The organism is Altericroceibacterium xinjiangense, assembly GCF_003958635.1.
Classification (GTDB): Bacteria; Pseudomonadota; Alphaproteobacteria; order Sphingomonadales; family Sphingomonadaceae; genus Altericroceibacterium_A; species Altericroceibacterium_A xinjiangense.
In genome coordinates, this window is record NZ_RSEK01000011.1 from 1 (window position 1) to 13,907 (window position 13,907).

Below are 13,907 nucleotides of genomic sequence, written 5' to 3' on the forward strand. Positions count from 1 at the left end.
CGTTCGGCGGCTTGAGCGGGGCAAGTTCGTGTGGCCGGCAGCGAAGGATGGGGCGGTGGCGATCTCGGCGTCGGCGATGGCGTGCCTGCTCGAGGGGATTGACTGGCGCAATCCCAAGCAAACCTGGCGCCCGGCGCAGGTTGGATGAGCTGATCGCAGATGAGAGAAACCTGCCCGATGAGGCTGAAGAAAGCGCGGAGAACTGCCAAAAACGATAGGCTCTGGGCGGTTCTTTCGCTATAGAAGCGCATGCCCGCGAGCGATGCTTCTGACGAGATCTTCCAGCTTCGCGCTGAGCTCGCAGCCGCTCGGGAACTGGTCTGGAAAGCCGAGGCGGAAGCAGCCCGGGTTCGGGCGGTCAATGCCGACCTTCTCGCCCGCAACGCCCATCTCGAGCTGATGAACGAGAAGATGCGCCGCGACAAATACGGCGCAAGCTCCGAGCGCAGCCGGCGCCTGCTCGATCAGCTGGAGATCACCTTCGCACAGCTCGAGGCCGATGCCAGCGCCGCCGAGATCGAGGGCGAAATGGCGGCGGCGAAGACGGCCACTGTCTCTGCGTTCAAGCGCAAGCGGACCACTCGTCGCGACTTCCCGGCCGATCTGCCGCGCGAGGATGTAGTCATTCCTGCTCCCGATGTGTGCCCCTGCTGCGGGTCGGACGACCTGAGCCATCTGCCAGCCTCAATCACCGAGACGCTCGAGAAGGTGCCTGCCCGTCACAAGGTCATCCGCACAGTGCGCGAGAAGGTCTCGTGCCGCCGGTGCGAGGCAATCAGCCAGCCACCTGCGCCCTTCCATGTGACCCCGCGCGGGATGTTCGGGCCGCACTTTCTGGCGAGCCTCGTCTTCCAGAAGTATGGTCTCCACCAGCCACTGAACAGCCAGCGCGATCGGCTCGAGGGCGAAGGCATTCCCTTGAGCCTGTCGACACTCGCTGATCAAATCGGGGCGGTGAGCGTGGCGGTAAAGCCCTTGTTCCTCCTTCTCGAGGCCCATGTCCTTGCCGCCGGGCGCCTGCATGCCGATGACACCACCGTGCCGCTCCTGGCGAAGTACAAGACCGACATCGCGCGGATATGGGACTACGTGCGCGATGATCGCCCGTTCGGCGGCCTCTCGCCGCCAGCGGTGCTTTGCTACTACTCCCGCAACCGCAAGGGCGAGCATCCGCGAGAGCACCTGGCCGGATACACAGGGATCCTCCAGGTCGACCGCTTTGCCGGGTTCAATGAGATGTTTGCGCGGGGGCGCGATGATCCGCGCCAACTGCTGGGCCCACGCGCGCCGGCAGTTCTTCGAGCTAGTCGATGTCGCGCGCCAGCTGAAGCGCAGGAAAGGTGTAACGCCGCTCGTCTCGCCTCTGGCAGCAGAAGCGCTGGAGATGATCGACCGGATCTTCGCCACCGAGCAGGAGATCAACGGACAGACCGCTGACGAGCGCCTGCACGTGCGGCAGGAACAGGTCGCGCCCATTGTTGGCGAGCTCGAAGACTGGATGCGCGAGACGCGCAGCACCCTGTCGCGTCACGATCCTGTGGCCACGGCGATCGCGTACCTGCTGGGCGACTGGGACGGCTTTACCGCGTTCCTCGGCGATGGCCGGATCTGCCTGACGAACAACGCTGCGGAACGCGAGCTGCGCAGTGTGGCCCGGGGCAGAAAGGCCTGGCTGTTTGTCGGGTCAGACCGGGGCGGTGAACGGGCGGCAATGATGTTCAGCCTGATCGGCACGGCCAAACTGAACGGCATCGATCCGCTGGCTTGGCTTGCCGACGTACTCGCCCGCATCGCCGATATGCCGCAAAGCCGGCTCGAAGAACTCCTTCCTTGGAACTGGAAAGCCGCGCAACAAGCAGAACGCAGCGAAATGGCTGCCTGAGCTTCACAGCGAAAACTGCTTCGTCAACGCGCCACCTATCGGATGCGTACGCCATGACCGAGTAACGGTTGCGATCAAAGGTTACCAGGCAGGTCGAACTGGCAACATGCTCGCTCTCGAAGAACCCGTCGAATGGAGAGGCAAGCGGCTGCAATGCGGGCGCTCCTGCTCCAGCGCCTGCGCGACTATTCTATCCAGCTCCGGATGACGATGACGCTCGGCCCAGCGGCGGCACTCGGTTTCGAGCCAGGCATTCAGCTCCGCAATGCTGGCAAAGCGCAAGGTGGGGCTTGAACAGGCGCTCCTTGCTCGTCTGCACCTGGTGCTCGACTTGCCCCTTCTCCCAGCCCGCCGCCGGGCTTCAGGCCACTGGCTCGACCCGTAATGATCGGTCATGATCAGGAAGCCCCGGTTGAACAATCGCTCCTTGCCGGTGAAGACCGTGGTCACCGCAGTCTTCATATTGTCGTAGATTCCTCGGCCAGGTACCCCGCCGAAGAAGGCGAAGCCCCGTGCGTGCGCATCGAATGCCATCTTCTGGGTCTTGCGCGGATAGGCCCTGACGAAGGTGCCCGTGACCAGCATAGCCGCATGTGCGCCACCTTGACGCGCGTCGGCTTGCCGGCGATCTCGACGCCCCCGTGGCTCTAGTCGAACTGGTAGGCTTCGCCGGGACAGAACGAGAGCGGGATGAATACTTTGCTAACATCCCGCCATCGGTCCGGCGTTCCCGCTTCCAGCGCATCGCATAGCGCCGGACTGCATTGTAGGAGCCTGCGACCCCCTCGCGCTGCAGCAGGTCATGTATCCGCGTCAGCCGCGGCCGCTCGCGCCGGGGCAGTTCTTCATTCCGGGCCAAGAGCTCGTCAGACGATCGCTGAACGGCCCCGTCTGCAGGCGAGGCTGCTCTTTCCTGTCGTAACTGAAATCCGCATCTTCCGCGCGCGCCGCCTTGCGAACTATGTTGCGCGACAACCGCAAATCCCGCGCAATTCCCTTGATCGACTTACCGTCCGTGTGCTCCCGGCGTATTCTTGCAACCGTCTCCACCACCAGCATCCCTGTCCCCGCCGTTCGGAAAAGCCCAAACGGCGATGCCTCACGCCCTGGAATGAAGGGGTCTATTTTTAGACGCCGATCACCTTGCTAACGGGGTCAATTTTGCACGCCGGTCCACACCAATGCCGGCCGGGACGCGAAACTCATCGAGCGTGGTGTCCTGGCGCGCTTCCCAAATGGCCAGGATCTCCTCCCGATATTTCACGACACGGGCAGAGCGCGTGTCCCTGCCCTGCGGCTTAGGCATGTTGCCGGTCGTGCCCCGCTGCACCTGCCAGCGGAGCGGGGTCGAAGGTGCAACGCCAAACCCGGCTCCCGCCGAACGACAGCTCATCCTAGCTTCCACTGCAGCCAGAACGCGCGTCCGCAAATTCATCGAAAGAGCAAGCCGCATCCAATGCTTCCCTCCTTCACGAGGATACTCCAAACGGAGCCTTCTGCCCACATCATCGTGTTACGCTCGGCAAACTGATCGTGTCGAGTTTGCCCACGAAGCCAAGATAGCATTGCCCATTCCCGCATGTGCAAAAATCAATGTCTTATTCTCAGACTCGTTGCTAGCGCCAGATCGTTCAGAAGGCGCGATCGTGAACAACGACGCGCAACGTCGCAAGGAGGATGCTACAGTCGCGCAAAATGCTCCACCCTGCAAGATACTCGAGATCGGCCTGAAGTCGGAGCGACAGGTCCAGCTCGTGCGGTGTGGCGCCGCGAAAGCCGCGAACTTGGGCCAGTCCCGTCAGGCCAGGCTTCAGGCAGTGACGCTGCCAATAGCGGCGATCCACTTCCCAGAAAAGCTTGTCGCCCGCCTGCGAGCCGAGTGCATGTGGACGGGGGCCCACCAAGCTCATTTCGCCGCGTAGCACGTTGATCAACTGGGGCAGCTCGTCGATGCTAGTCCGGCGCAGAAATCGGCCAACTCGAGTGATCCGATCGTCGTCCTTAGATGCGGAACGGTTGCCCTCCAGATCGGCCCGTTCCACCCGCATCGTCCTCAATTTGTAGATCAGGAAAAAGCTGTTGCTGCGTCCCATGCGCCGCTGTTTGAAGAAGATCGGGCCGCCGTCTTCCAGCTTGATGGCGAGTGCCGCCGCTAGAAGAATAGGCGAGAGCAACAGAAGAGCTGCTGCTGAAGCGATAAGATCGAGCAGCCGCTTGGCTGCGCGCGCGCGCATTCCCAGCGGCCCGGTTGAAATCAGCAGCGAAGTCATCTCTCCCCTACGGACCACACCTAGGGCCCCGATCTCACGTATGGTATCGCTCAGAACCTCGCCATGGGCGCCGGATGCCTTCAGCACCTGCGCCCAATCTCCCCGCGAGCCGCGCTCACAACTGACGATCACCTGATCCATGTTGCGAATGCACCGGGCCAGCCGATCAAGCGCGTGCGGATCTTCCAAGGTAGGAACGAGATCAAGCTCGGCGGCGGAAACCCGGTAGACATGCTGCAGTGGGACCGGCGGACCTCCCGCGTCGATCACCAGAATGTTCATCGAGCTTGGGCCCCAGACCCGGACGAGCAGACGCACCGCAACATAGCGGGAGAAAACCATGCTGGCGGCGGACAGGCAGAGCCCAAGCAGAAAAGTAAGGCGTGAGATATCTTCGCTGAATTTTCCGAGAAACCCGACGAAGGTCAGCAAGGTCGCCGCTGTGGCAAGTGCAACCAGCATCTTTCCGCTACTCGTACGCCAGTCGGTCAGGGACTCGAGTGAGTAGGTTCCGTTCTGCAGCGCAATCGTAAGATAAATTGGCAACAGCAACTGCGCCGCGACCACTGGGTCTTGCCCGGTGGTCGCGGAATAAAGGAGGCCGGCTAACTCCGCACCGCCAACCAGCAGCAGGATGTCAGCGACGACCTGACACAGATAGACTTGCAAGCGCCTGCGTTCCAACGACGGAGCGAGCGCTGCCCGTGATCCACGACTATTGGAAACTGGGGAAGGCAAATGGATGAAAGGTGCATTCATGACTCACCACAGGTTCTTGGCACGACCTAAATCGCGAGTGTCGATAGGTAAAATTACGCACCTCAGTACTGATTATTGCACTGTATGCAAGTCAAAATGCAAAACTAGGCAATGAAAACCCGCTGTCGCACGAACAGAATTACTGTCGCGCGGCCGCTTTGCGGGCAATCTCCGCCAATGAATGAGAAAGCAACAGTTCAGCGGCGTGGCTATCCGCAAGAAGCATCTGATGCGTTTCAACCAATCGCTCGACGATTCGTTCCAGCCGCTTGCCCCGCCAACGGGCAAGCTGCGCGGCAAGATCGTCGCGGTCCCGCCAGAAGATCCGCCGGGCTTTCTGTTCCGCTTCCAGCAGGCCGTTGATGTCGCCCGAAGATCCAAGCTTTCCCGCGAGTTGAGCGACTTGAACCGCTCGCCGTTCCAAGGCCAGGAGCAGCCCGACCGGGTTCATCGAGAGATGCCTGGCGCGGGCAAGTTCGGGTGCGAGCCTATCAAGCTGCCCCGACAGCACCACGTTTACCAGCGGCAGGAAACTGTCGCCTTCCGTTCCCGTGCCAACGGCATCGAACGCTTGCGAATCGGCGACTTTGGGGCTCTGCGGCGAAGCATCGAGGTACAACGCGAGCTTGGTTACTTCGGATTGCGCAAGCCGGATGTCGAGCCCGGCGGCCCGGGCGATGCGTTCGGCCACATCGCCGCTGAGCTTCAGGCCGGCCGCGTCGCTCATCTTTCGAACGTCGTTCGTGACCGAGCGCAAGTCCGGCGGATAGAACATCGCCACCAGCGAATCGGACCGCTTTTCAAGCAGCTTCGCGGTGCGCGACTTGTCCGTGGCAGATGTCGCGACGACCAGCACGGGACACGCGCCCGCTGCTTCGCCTCCATCGAACAGCCGGATCAGGTTATCGAGCGCGTCATGCGCTTCATCGCCGTTCGCACTGACCAGGATGTGCCTGGCGCCGCCGAACAGCGATGCCGAGCGGGCCTCATCGCCCAGCGTCACGGGGTCCTTGCGCAGCATCGAACCGGAAAGCTCAACCCGCTCTCCGCTGTCGGCCAGCAATTCAACCATGCGGTCCGCGGCCATGCTGGCTCCCGCCTCATCCGGGCCGCAGAAGAAGAACACCCGGCACTCCGTCGCCGCGCGCTGGGCGACACTGGCGAAATCGCGCTGGGTGGCCTTCACGGCGTCGTGGTGCGCTGGCGCAGGTAGAGCGCGAGCCGGGTGGTAATCTGATCGGCCACCTGCGTCGACAAGTTCTCCAGCGCGGTGTTTTCGGCCGCGATCGTGGCATATTCGCCGGATATGACATCAATCCCGGCATCGGAGCCCGCTGTCGCGTCCAGCAGCACTACGCCCGACGAGGCATCGACCAACTGATAGCGCGCGCGCAGGGTCAGCCGTTCCCGCCCGATCGTGTCGTTCGTCAGCAGCCCAAGCCCTTCGAGCTCCTGATCGATGATCACGTCAAGCCGGTAGCGTGGGTCCGTGAGGTTCGGCCCGAGCCGATCCTGTAGCGCGTTGCGCACCAGCCATCCGGCTTGTCCGGCAATCGGCGGAACGGCGACAGCGGAAAGTCCCTTGGCCACCGCTCCGTTCCGCCCGCCCGGATACATCGGCTGCAAGCCGCAGCCGCTCAAGGCCGGACCAGCCGCCAGCAGCAGGGCAAGTGCGAGCCGACTCATGCGACGAGGTTTACCAGCCGGTCCGGAACCACGATGACCTTGCGCACCGGAGCGCCATCGAGCGCCCGCTGGATTTTCTCGCTCGCCAGCGCGAGCGCTTCGACTTCCGCGTTCGGCAGGCCCTTGGGCACGGTCAGCGTGTCGCGCAGCTTGCCCTTCACCTGGACCGCGATCGTGACTTCGTCTTCCACCAGCAGGGCGGGATCGACCTCGGGCCAGACTTGTTCGGCCACCAGTCCGCTCTGCCCCATTGCCGCCCAGCCGGATTCGGCCAGGTGCGGCATCATCGGCGAAACAAGAAGCGCAAGCGTGCGGATCGCCTCTGTGCGAGCGGCCGACGGAGTGGCCTTCTCTGCCGCCGTCGTCATTTCGTAAATCCGCGCGACCGCCTTGTTGAACGAAAGCTCGTCGATCGCGCCGCCGACCGCAGCGATGGCTTGATGAGTCGCGCGCGAAAGAGCCTTGTCCTCGCCGCTCGCCTGCGGATTGAACTCCGCGAATAAGCGCCACAGGCGCTGAACGAAGCGCGCGCAGCCCTCGATCCCGCTTTCTGACCACGGCAGGTCGCGTTCCGGCGGGCTGTCGGACAGCATGAACCAGCGCACGGCATCGGCGCCGTAGCGATCGATGATCGCGTCCGGATCGACCACGTTCTTCTTCGATTTCGACATCTTGACCACGCGGCCGACCTCGACCGGTTGGCCGTTGGCCTTCTCGATTACCCCTCCGCCGCGATTGTCGACGTCCTCGGGCGCCAGCCAGCGTCCATCGGGTGCGCGGTAGGTCTCGTGCGTCACCATGCCTTGCGTGAACAAGCTGGCGAACGGCTCCGCCACGTCAATCTTGCCGATGCGCTTCAGGGCTTGGGTCCAGAACCGGGAGTAGAGCAAGTGCAGGATCGCGTGTTCGATCCCGCCGATGTACTGGTTCACCGGCATCCACGCCGCGATTTCCTGCGGATCGAACGGTCGGTCGGCCGGCTGGCTGGCAAAGCGCAGGAAGTACCAGGAACTGTCGACGAACGTGTCGAGTGTGTCGGTCTCCCGATTCGCCGCGCCGCCGCACTCGGGGCAGCTGATAAGTTTCCAGGTCGGATGCCGGGCAAGCGGGTTGCCGGGGATTGAGAGATCCACATCCTCGGGCAGGGTAACGGGCAACTGGCTTTTGGAAACCGGCACCACTCCGCATGCATCGCAATGGATGAACGGGATCGGCGTGCCCCAGTATCGCTGGCGCGAAACGCCCCAGTCGCGCAGGCGCCAGACGGTCTTGCCCGCGCCCCACCCTTCGCCTTCCGCCCGATCGATCACCGCGCGCTTGGCCCGGGCTACGGCCATTCCGTCAAGAAAGCCGGAATTGACCAGCGTCCCGTCGCCCGTTTCGGCCGCCGCCAGCGGCGCATCTGCGTCGGCTGCGTCCGCTGCGACGACGCGGACGATCGGCAGGTCGTACTTGGTCGCGAAATCGAAATCCCGCTGGTCGTGCGCGGGCACACCCATGACCGCACCGGTTCCGTACTCCATCAGCACGAAATTCGCGATGTAGACCGGCAGGTTCCGGCGGCGATCGAGCGGGTGGACCGCCGCGATGCCGGTGTCGTAGCCGAGCTTTTCCGCGGTTTCCAGTTCGGCGGCGGTCGTCCCGCCTTCGCGGCACTTCTCGATGAAGGCAGCGGCCTGCGCATCGCGTGCGCCGAGCCCCTGTGCAATCGGATGATCGGGCGCGACGGCGACGAAGCTGGCACCAAAGATCGTATCGGGCCGGGTGGAATAAACCTCTACCGTTTCGCCGTTCGTCAGACCGAACCGGAACTGCAGGCCTTGGCTCTTGCCGATCCAGTTCTCCTGCATCAGCCGGACCTTGTCGGGCCAGTCCTTGAGTTCACCCAGACCGTCGAGCAGTTCCTGCGCGAAATCGGTGATTTTGAGAAACCACTGGCTGAGCTTGCGCTTTTCGACCAGCGCGCCGGATCGCCAGCCACGGCCGTCGATTACTTGCTCGTTTGCAAGTACCGTCTGGTCGACCGGGTCCCAGTTGACCGCGCTTTCCTTGCGATAGACCAGGCCGGCTTCGTATAGATCGAGGAACAGCGCCTGCTCGTGGCCATAGTATTCTGGATCGCAGGTGGCGAATTCCCGTGTCCAGTCGAGCGCGAAGCCGAGCCGCTTCAGCTGCGCCTTCATTCCCGCGATGTTCTGGTAGGTCCAGGTGCCCGGATGGATGTTCTTTTCCATCGCGGCGTTCTCGGCCGGCATGCCGAAGGCGTCCCAGCCCATCGGGTGGAGCACCTCGAACCCGCGCATCTTCTTGGTGCGCGCGACCACGTCGCCCATCGTGTAGTTGCGGACATGGCCGATGTGGATGCGTCCCGAAGGGTACGGGAACATCTCCAGCACGTAGCTCTTGGGCTTCGGGCTATCGCTGTCCGCGCGGAAACACTGGGCTTCCTCCCAGGCGCGTTGCCATTGACCGTCGGCCTGCGACGGATCGAAACGGGTGTGGGTCACGCGGGGCCTCGCCGGATCAGCCGATTGCGGTCCGGCGCAGATCGCGCGCCTTGGTAAGGATGATGTCTTCCAGCTTCTGCACCGTGGCCGCCTGGATCGGGGCATCGACCCAGACGCCGCTCTGCAGCGCCTGCCGGCTGGCGGCGACGCGCAAGGCGTCGGCCCGCAGGTCCTGATCCAGGATCGACACGGAAATCTTCACACGCTCGCCAGGGTTCTGCGGATTGACGTACCAGTCGGTCACGATCACGCCGCCCTGGCTGTCCGCCTGGGTAAGCGGCATGAAGGAGAGCGTCTCCAGGCTTGCGCGCCAGAGATAGGAGTTGACCCCGATGGTCGTGATCTGCGCCGCAGCCAGATCGGCTTCGGGCCGTTCTTTCCCCCCGCAAGCCGCCAGACTGACGCCAAGGGCGCCGAACAGCACGACGCGCAAGGCTCCCCGGAAACGAATCGGGCTGGTGGGAATCGACATTGCCATGCTCGGTCCTGTTCTTCATGCGGCGCGGCGCGCCCTTGGGCGTCTCTATAGTCCCGCCGCCGATTGCGGCAAGACTGCCGCCTCTGTTCCATTTTTCTCGTTCACGGCGGTGAATGGTCCGTTAACCGCTCGATGTTGTGGACCGGGGGCAACAGTTGCCAAAAAGAACGACCCGGTTTCTCTGGCATGGGGGAATCGGCTGGCAAATCGGACGGTGCCCTCGTATGAATAACGGGAATGCAGGTGGGTGGGGAACCGCGGCCTGCACGCAGAGTCAGTGTTTTGAACGACTGCGAAACCAGGGGCAGTTCAAGTGACCGGAAAGCGGCAGATCAAGCGGATTACCAGACGGGGCTCGGCCTCGATGCTGGCCGTGGCTGCCGCACTCCTGGTATTGCCCAGCGCGGGCTTCGCGCTCGAGGATGTGGGAAAAGCCTCTTCCAGCCTGCCGACCACTCCTGATTTCGCGGCGTTCACGCCAGCCTCGGTCGATCCGAAGGTGGCTCGGCTCGTAGCGGAACGGATCAACGGGGCAGGCCGGCTGATGCGGTTCACTCCCGCAGGGGTCAGCGATCGTCCCGGCCGATCGGTCACGGTCGCTATTCGCCTGGACGACAAGGCGGCCCGCGCCATTTCGGTCCGGTCCGCGATCACTGCAGCGAAGGAGCAGGTCGCCAGCAGCCCTGCGGTCCAGATTTCCCCGATGCGCTACAACCTCGGGCTGTCGCGCGACTACCAGAGCTTCGTGCAGCCGGCGCCCTTGTCGAAAACTCTTTCGCAGGCGAACGTCCCCGACTTGTCGGCCTTCAAGCCAGCCACCGTTGAGGAAAAACCGAGCCGGTTTGCCGCACGCGTTGTGCTGGAAGAAGAAGCCGCACCGCGTACCGCACCTGCGCTTGACGGCGTCGGTACGCAAAGCCTGGATGTTGCCGGCAGCTACCGCCTGACGCAGAACCTCGATGTCACGGCGGGCGTGCGGTACTCGCAGGATCGCGACCGGATCGCCCCGCTGGTCGCGGCGGAGCCGACTGATACGCAGGCGGTCTACATCGGAACCCAGTTCCGCTTCTAACACGTGACGGACTGCCGAACCGGCAGTTTGCCTTTGCGCCACAGCGCCGTTCCGCTACCCTCCGCAGGGGTGAGTGGCGAAAGGCAAGGATCACGATGGCTCGAGTTGCAATAGTTACCGGCGGAACACGCGGAATCGGCAAGGCGATCAGTCTGTCGCTCAAGGATGCCGGCTATACCGTTGCCGCGAACTACGCGGGGAATGAGGAAAAGGCCCGCGCGTTCTCGGATGAGACGGGGATCCCGGCCTACAAGTGGGACGTCGGCGACCATGAGGCGACGCTGGCCGGTTGCCGGCAAGTCGAACAGGAAGTCGGTCCGATCGAAATCCTGGTCAACAACGCCGGCATCACGCGAGACGGCACGCTGCTGAAGATGACGTTCCAGGACTGGTACGATGTCATGCGGATCAACCTTGGCGGGTGTTTCAACATGGCCAAGGCCTGCTTCCCCGGAATGAAGGAGCGCGGGTGGGGCCGGATCGTCAACATCGGGTCGATCAACGGACAAGCGGGCCAGTACGGACAAGTGAACTATGCCGCGGCCAAAAGCGGCATCCACGGCTTTACCAAGGCGCTGGCCCAGGAAGGTGCGCGGTTCGGCGTCACCGTGAACGCCATCGCCCCGGGTTACATCGATACCGATATGGTCGCGGCCGTGCCGGAGAACGTGCTGGAAAAGATCGTTGCGCGCATTCCCGTCGGCCGTCTGGGCCAAGCGAACGAAATCGCCCGCGGAGTGACGTTCCTGGCTTCGGAAGAAGGCGGATTTGTCACCGGGTCGACCCTGTCGATCAACGGCGGCCAGCACATGTACTGAGGTGGCCCGTACCGAAACGGCCGGAGCGGTGCTCTATCACCCTCCGGTCAAGCGGTCGGTCGAGATAGCCGGCCACAAGACGTCGATCAGCCTGGAGCCTTATTTCTGGGAATTGCTGCGCAAAGCGGCGGAAATGGAGCGCCTGCCGGTGAATACGCTGGTGGCCCGGATCGACGCGGACCGGATACAAGCCGATCCGGCTCCGGGTCTTGCAGGCGCCATCCGCTTATGGCTGGCCCGCCGGGCCGTCGAGGGCTCCGGCGGGTAGCAGACCACTGCCTGGAACGGGCCCACTGCTGAGCCCGTACCGCGGTCAGTACGTGGAGGGCGGGTCGCTTGCCGGAAAGCTTTCGTCGCTCATCTCATCGGCCTTGGTCCATTCGCGAACCGGCGCATCGGCCATGGCGCCCGGTCCGGCGCTGCGCACCTGCGTAAAGTTGCCTTCGCTGGTCTGGCCAGAGGCGAAGGCCGCGTTGCCTTCGCTCTTCGAATTCTCGTAGTACTTGTACCCGGCATAGCCGAGTGCGCCAAGCGCAGCCATCTTGATCAGTCCCATTGGGTCGTCCTTTCGTTTCTTCGCGGTCTGAACGCGCGTGACAAAAGAAAGGTCCGCGTCTTTCCCTGCATTTACAAGGAAGCTGAACCCTCTGCGTCAAAGTGCACCACTCGGCGGTTGACCCGACAAGTACCGCGACTCTATTCAGGGTGCATGAGCCGAAAACCAATCCGCAAGGCCGTGTTCCCCGTCGCAGGACTGGGCACTCGTTTTCTCCCCGCCACCAAGGCGATTCCCAAGGAACTGCTGCCGATCGTCGACCGGCCGCTGATCCAGTACGCCGTCGACGAGGCGCGCGAAGCGGGGATCGAGCAGATGATCTTCGTCACCGGGCGCGGCAAGACAGCCCTGATCGAAAACTTCGATATCGCCTTCGAACTCGAAGCCACGATGGCCGAACGAGGCAAGGACTTGTCGGTGCTGGAGCCCACCCGCTTCACGCCCGGCGACCTGATTTCCGTCCGCCAGCAAGTTCCGATGGGCCTCGGCCACGCGATCTGGTGCGCCCGCGCGATCGTGGGGGATGAACCGTTCGCCATTCTCCTCCCGGACGAGCTGATGGTCGGCGAACCGGGATGCATGGCGCAGATGGTCGAAGCCTACCACGAGGTCGGCGGCAACCTCATCTCCGTGCTCGAAGTCCCGCATGAAGAAGTCTCCAGCTACGGCGTGATCGATCCGGGCGCGGCGAACGGTGCGCTTACCGAAGTAAAGGGGCTGGTCGAAAAGCCGCCGGTGGACCAGGCGCCGTCAAACAAGATCGTCTCCGGGCGCTACATCCTGCAGCCGGAAGTCATGCGCACGCTGGAAACCCAAGGGAAAGGCGCTGGCGGAGAAATCCAGCTGACCGACGCGATGGCCAAGATGATCGGCAGTCAGCCGTTCCACGCGGTAACGTTCGAAGGCCGCCGGTTCGATTGCGGCAGCAAGACCGGGTTCGTTGAGGCGACGCTGGCGCTGGCGCTGGAACGCGATGACATGGGCAAGGAAGTCCGCCGCATCGCCGAGCGCCTGCTCGGCCGATAACCCGCAGCAACCTTCTTTCGCGGACCCGGCCTCGGCCGGGGCGCGGACATAAAAAAAGGGCCGGGAGAACCGGCCCTTTTTTACAAGCTGAAGCTAGCGCAGCTTACTTCGATCCGCCTGCTGTCGCACCCGGCGTGTCGGAGGAAGCCAGCAGAGTGTCGTACATGTACTGGTTGGGGTCGACCGGCTGGCCATCGATGCGGACTTCGTAGTGCAGGTGCGGACCGGTCGAACGGCCGGTGGAGCCGACATAGCCGATCAGGTCGCCCTTGCGGACGTACTGGCCTTCATTCACCGCGTAGTCGGACAAGTGGCCGTACCGGGTTTCTACCCCGCCGCCATGCTCGATCTCGATGAACTTGCCATAGCTGCCGAAGGCCGATGCCTTCTCGATATAGCCATCACCGGGGGCATAGATCGGCGTGCCGGTCGGGGCCGCCATATCAAGGCCGTGGTGTGCACGGACGCTGCCGAGCACCGGATGCCGGCGCGTGCCGAAATCGCTCGAAAGCCGGTAAGTCTTCAGGGGAGAAAGCGTCGGGATCGAAAGCTTGGGAGCGGCTGAGCCGACGACTGCTTCCGTACCGTCAAGAGCCTTCCAGCTGGCATAGAGCTGCTGGAATTCGCGGTCCCCTTCGCCTGCCACCGCCGCATCGGACTTGACGATGCCGGTGATCTGCGCGGCGGCCGCGGTGTTGTTCGCGTGGGCCGGGCTGGCTGCCAACACGGTGCTTGCGGCTGCGATACCCGAAAGCACGCGAAGGCTTTTGCTGAACTTCATTCCGACCACTCCGTCTTCGTATCAGTCGCAAGGTACTGTTATTGCTCTAATTATCCGCGGAGACGCACGGTC

13 protein-coding genes and 1 pseudogene are annotated in these 13,907 nt (G+C 63.2%); 6 read left to right on the forward strand and 8 right to left on the reverse strand.

Annotated features, from left to right (window positions below):
• Together tnpB and tnpC are read left to right on the forward strand one after the other, a co-directional pair.
• The coding region (tnpB, locus tag ELY13_RS15685; protein WP_164549790.1) for an IS66 family insertion sequence element accessory protein TnpB at positions 1-148 on the forward strand (148 nt) is incomplete at its 5' end.
• Between the two features lie 101 nt (positions 149-249).
• Positions 250-1,882, forward strand: a protein-coding gene (gene tnpC, locus ELY13_RS11955) for an IS66 family transposase (RefSeq protein WP_420897426.1) whose coding sequence is annotated in 2 segments (ribosomal slippage) — positions 250-1,241 and positions 1,240-1,882 — 1,635 coding nt in all. Because the reading frame shifts where the segments join, the coding sequence is not laid out codon by codon here.
• Between the two features lie 40 nt (positions 1,883-1,922).
• Here tnpC and istA read toward each other — a convergent pair.
• The 6 genes and pseudogenes from istA to ELY13_RS11985 all read right to left on the reverse strand — a co-directional run.
• Positions 1,923-2,941: pseudogene (istA, locus tag ELY13_RS11960) on the reverse strand (IS21 family transposase); the annotation flags it as partial.
• A 572-nt stretch (positions 2,942-3,513) separates the two neighbouring features.
• Entirely contained in the window at positions 3,514-4,821 is a 1,308-nt protein-coding gene (locus ELY13_RS11965) for an exopolysaccharide biosynthesis polyprenyl glycosylphosphotransferase (protein WP_241233686.1), read from the reverse strand.
• A gap of 229 nt (positions 4,822-5,050) precedes the next feature.
• On the reverse strand, positions 5,051-6,097 hold the full coding sequence (locus tag ELY13_RS11970; RefSeq protein WP_126174161.1) for a DNA polymerase III subunit delta: 1,047 nt from the start codon (positions 6,095-6,097) through the stop codon (positions 5,051-5,053).
• Positions 6,094-6,597: an LPS assembly lipoprotein LptE gene (gene lptE / locus ELY13_RS11975; protein WP_126174162.1), complete on the reverse strand. Its 504-nt coding sequence runs from the start codon at positions 6,595-6,597 to the stop codon at positions 6,094-6,096. Before lptE ends, ELY13_RS11970 begins: the two co-directional genes overlap by 4 nt.
• Complete coding sequence (leuS, locus tag ELY13_RS11980; protein WP_241233687.1) at positions 6,594-9,104, reverse strand: leucine--tRNA ligase; 2,511 nt, start codon at positions 9,102-9,104, stop codon at positions 6,594-6,596. The genes lptE and leuS overlap by 4 nt, the downstream gene beginning before the upstream one ends.
• 16 nt (positions 9,105-9,120) lie before the next feature.
• Positions 9,121-9,576, reverse strand: coding sequence for a DUF3576 domain-containing protein (locus ELY13_RS11985; protein WP_126174213.1), 456 nt, complete (start codon positions 9,574-9,576; stop codon positions 9,121-9,123).
• Between the two features lie 319 nt (positions 9,577-9,895).
• On the opposite strand from ELY13_RS11985, the gene ELY13_RS11990 reads away from it, so the two are divergent.
• The 3 genes from ELY13_RS11990 to ELY13_RS12000 all read left to right on the forward strand — a co-directional run bounded on the left by ELY13_RS11990 (position 9,896) and on the right by ELY13_RS12000 (position 11,740).
• Entirely contained in the window at positions 9,896-10,654 is a 759-nt protein-coding gene (locus ELY13_RS11990) for a hypothetical protein (protein ID WP_126174164.1), read from the forward strand.
• 95 nt (positions 10,655-10,749) lie between these two features.
• On the forward strand, positions 10,750-11,472 hold the full coding sequence (phbB, locus tag ELY13_RS11995) for an acetoacetyl-CoA reductase (protein ID WP_126174165.1): 723 nt from the start codon (positions 10,750-10,752) through the stop codon (positions 11,470-11,472).
• Between the two features lies 1 nt (position 11,473).
• The gene (locus tag ELY13_RS12000; protein ID WP_241233688.1) at positions 11,474-11,740 is read left to right on the forward strand and encodes a ribbon-helix-helix domain-containing protein; all 267 of its coding nucleotides are present in this window, start codon (positions 11,474-11,476) and stop codon (positions 11,738-11,740) included.
• A gap of 45 nt (positions 11,741-11,785) precedes the next feature.
• Here ELY13_RS12000 and ELY13_RS12005 read toward each other — a convergent pair whose 3' ends face one another.
• Positions 11,786-12,028: a hypothetical protein gene (locus tag ELY13_RS12005; protein ID WP_126174166.1), complete on the reverse strand. Its 243-nt coding sequence runs from the start codon at positions 12,026-12,028 to the stop codon at positions 11,786-11,788.
• A gap of 153 nt (positions 12,029-12,181) precedes the next feature.
• Here ELY13_RS12005 and ELY13_RS12010 point away from each other — a divergent pair, with 153 nt between their 5' ends.
• Positions 12,182-13,054, forward strand: a complete 873-nt coding sequence (locus ELY13_RS12010) for a UTP--glucose-1-phosphate uridylyltransferase (protein WP_126174167.1) — start codon at positions 12,182-12,184, stop codon at positions 13,052-13,054.
• 103 nt (positions 13,055-13,157) lie between these two features.
• Here the strand turns inward: ELY13_RS12010 and ELY13_RS12015 are convergent, their stop codons facing one another.
• Positions 13,158-13,835 (reverse strand): M23 family metallopeptidase, encoded by a 678-nt coding sequence (locus ELY13_RS12015; RefSeq protein ID WP_126174168.1) that lies wholly within the window; start codon positions 13,833-13,835, stop codon positions 13,158-13,160.
• Positions 13,836-13,907: the final 72 nt, after the last annotated feature.

Bases quoted from the DNA above. Each gene is read 5' to 3' on its own strand.
- lptE (WP_126174162.1), bottom strand. From the start codon at position 6,597: ATGAGTCGGCTCGCACTTGCCCTGCTGCTGGCGGCTGGTCCGGCCTTG.
- ELY13_RS11985 (WP_126174213.1), bottom strand. From the start codon at position 9,576: ATGTCGATTCCCACCAGCCCGATTCGTTTCCGGGGAGCCTTGCGCGTC.
- phbB (WP_126174165.1), top strand. From the start codon at position 10,750: ATGGCTCGAGTTGCAATAGTTACCGGCGGAACACGCGGAATCGGCAAG.
- ELY13_RS12005 (WP_126174166.1), bottom strand. From the start codon at position 12,028: ATGGGACTGATCAAGATGGCTGCGCTTGGCGCACTCGGCTATGCCGGG.
- ELY13_RS12010 (WP_126174167.1), top strand. From the start codon at position 12,182: ATGAGCCGAAAACCAATCCGCAAGGCCGTGTTCCCCGTCGCAGGACTG.
- ELY13_RS12015 (WP_126174168.1), bottom strand. From the start codon at position 13,835: ATGAAGTTCAGCAAAAGCCTTCGCGTGCTTTCGGGTATCGCAGCCGCA.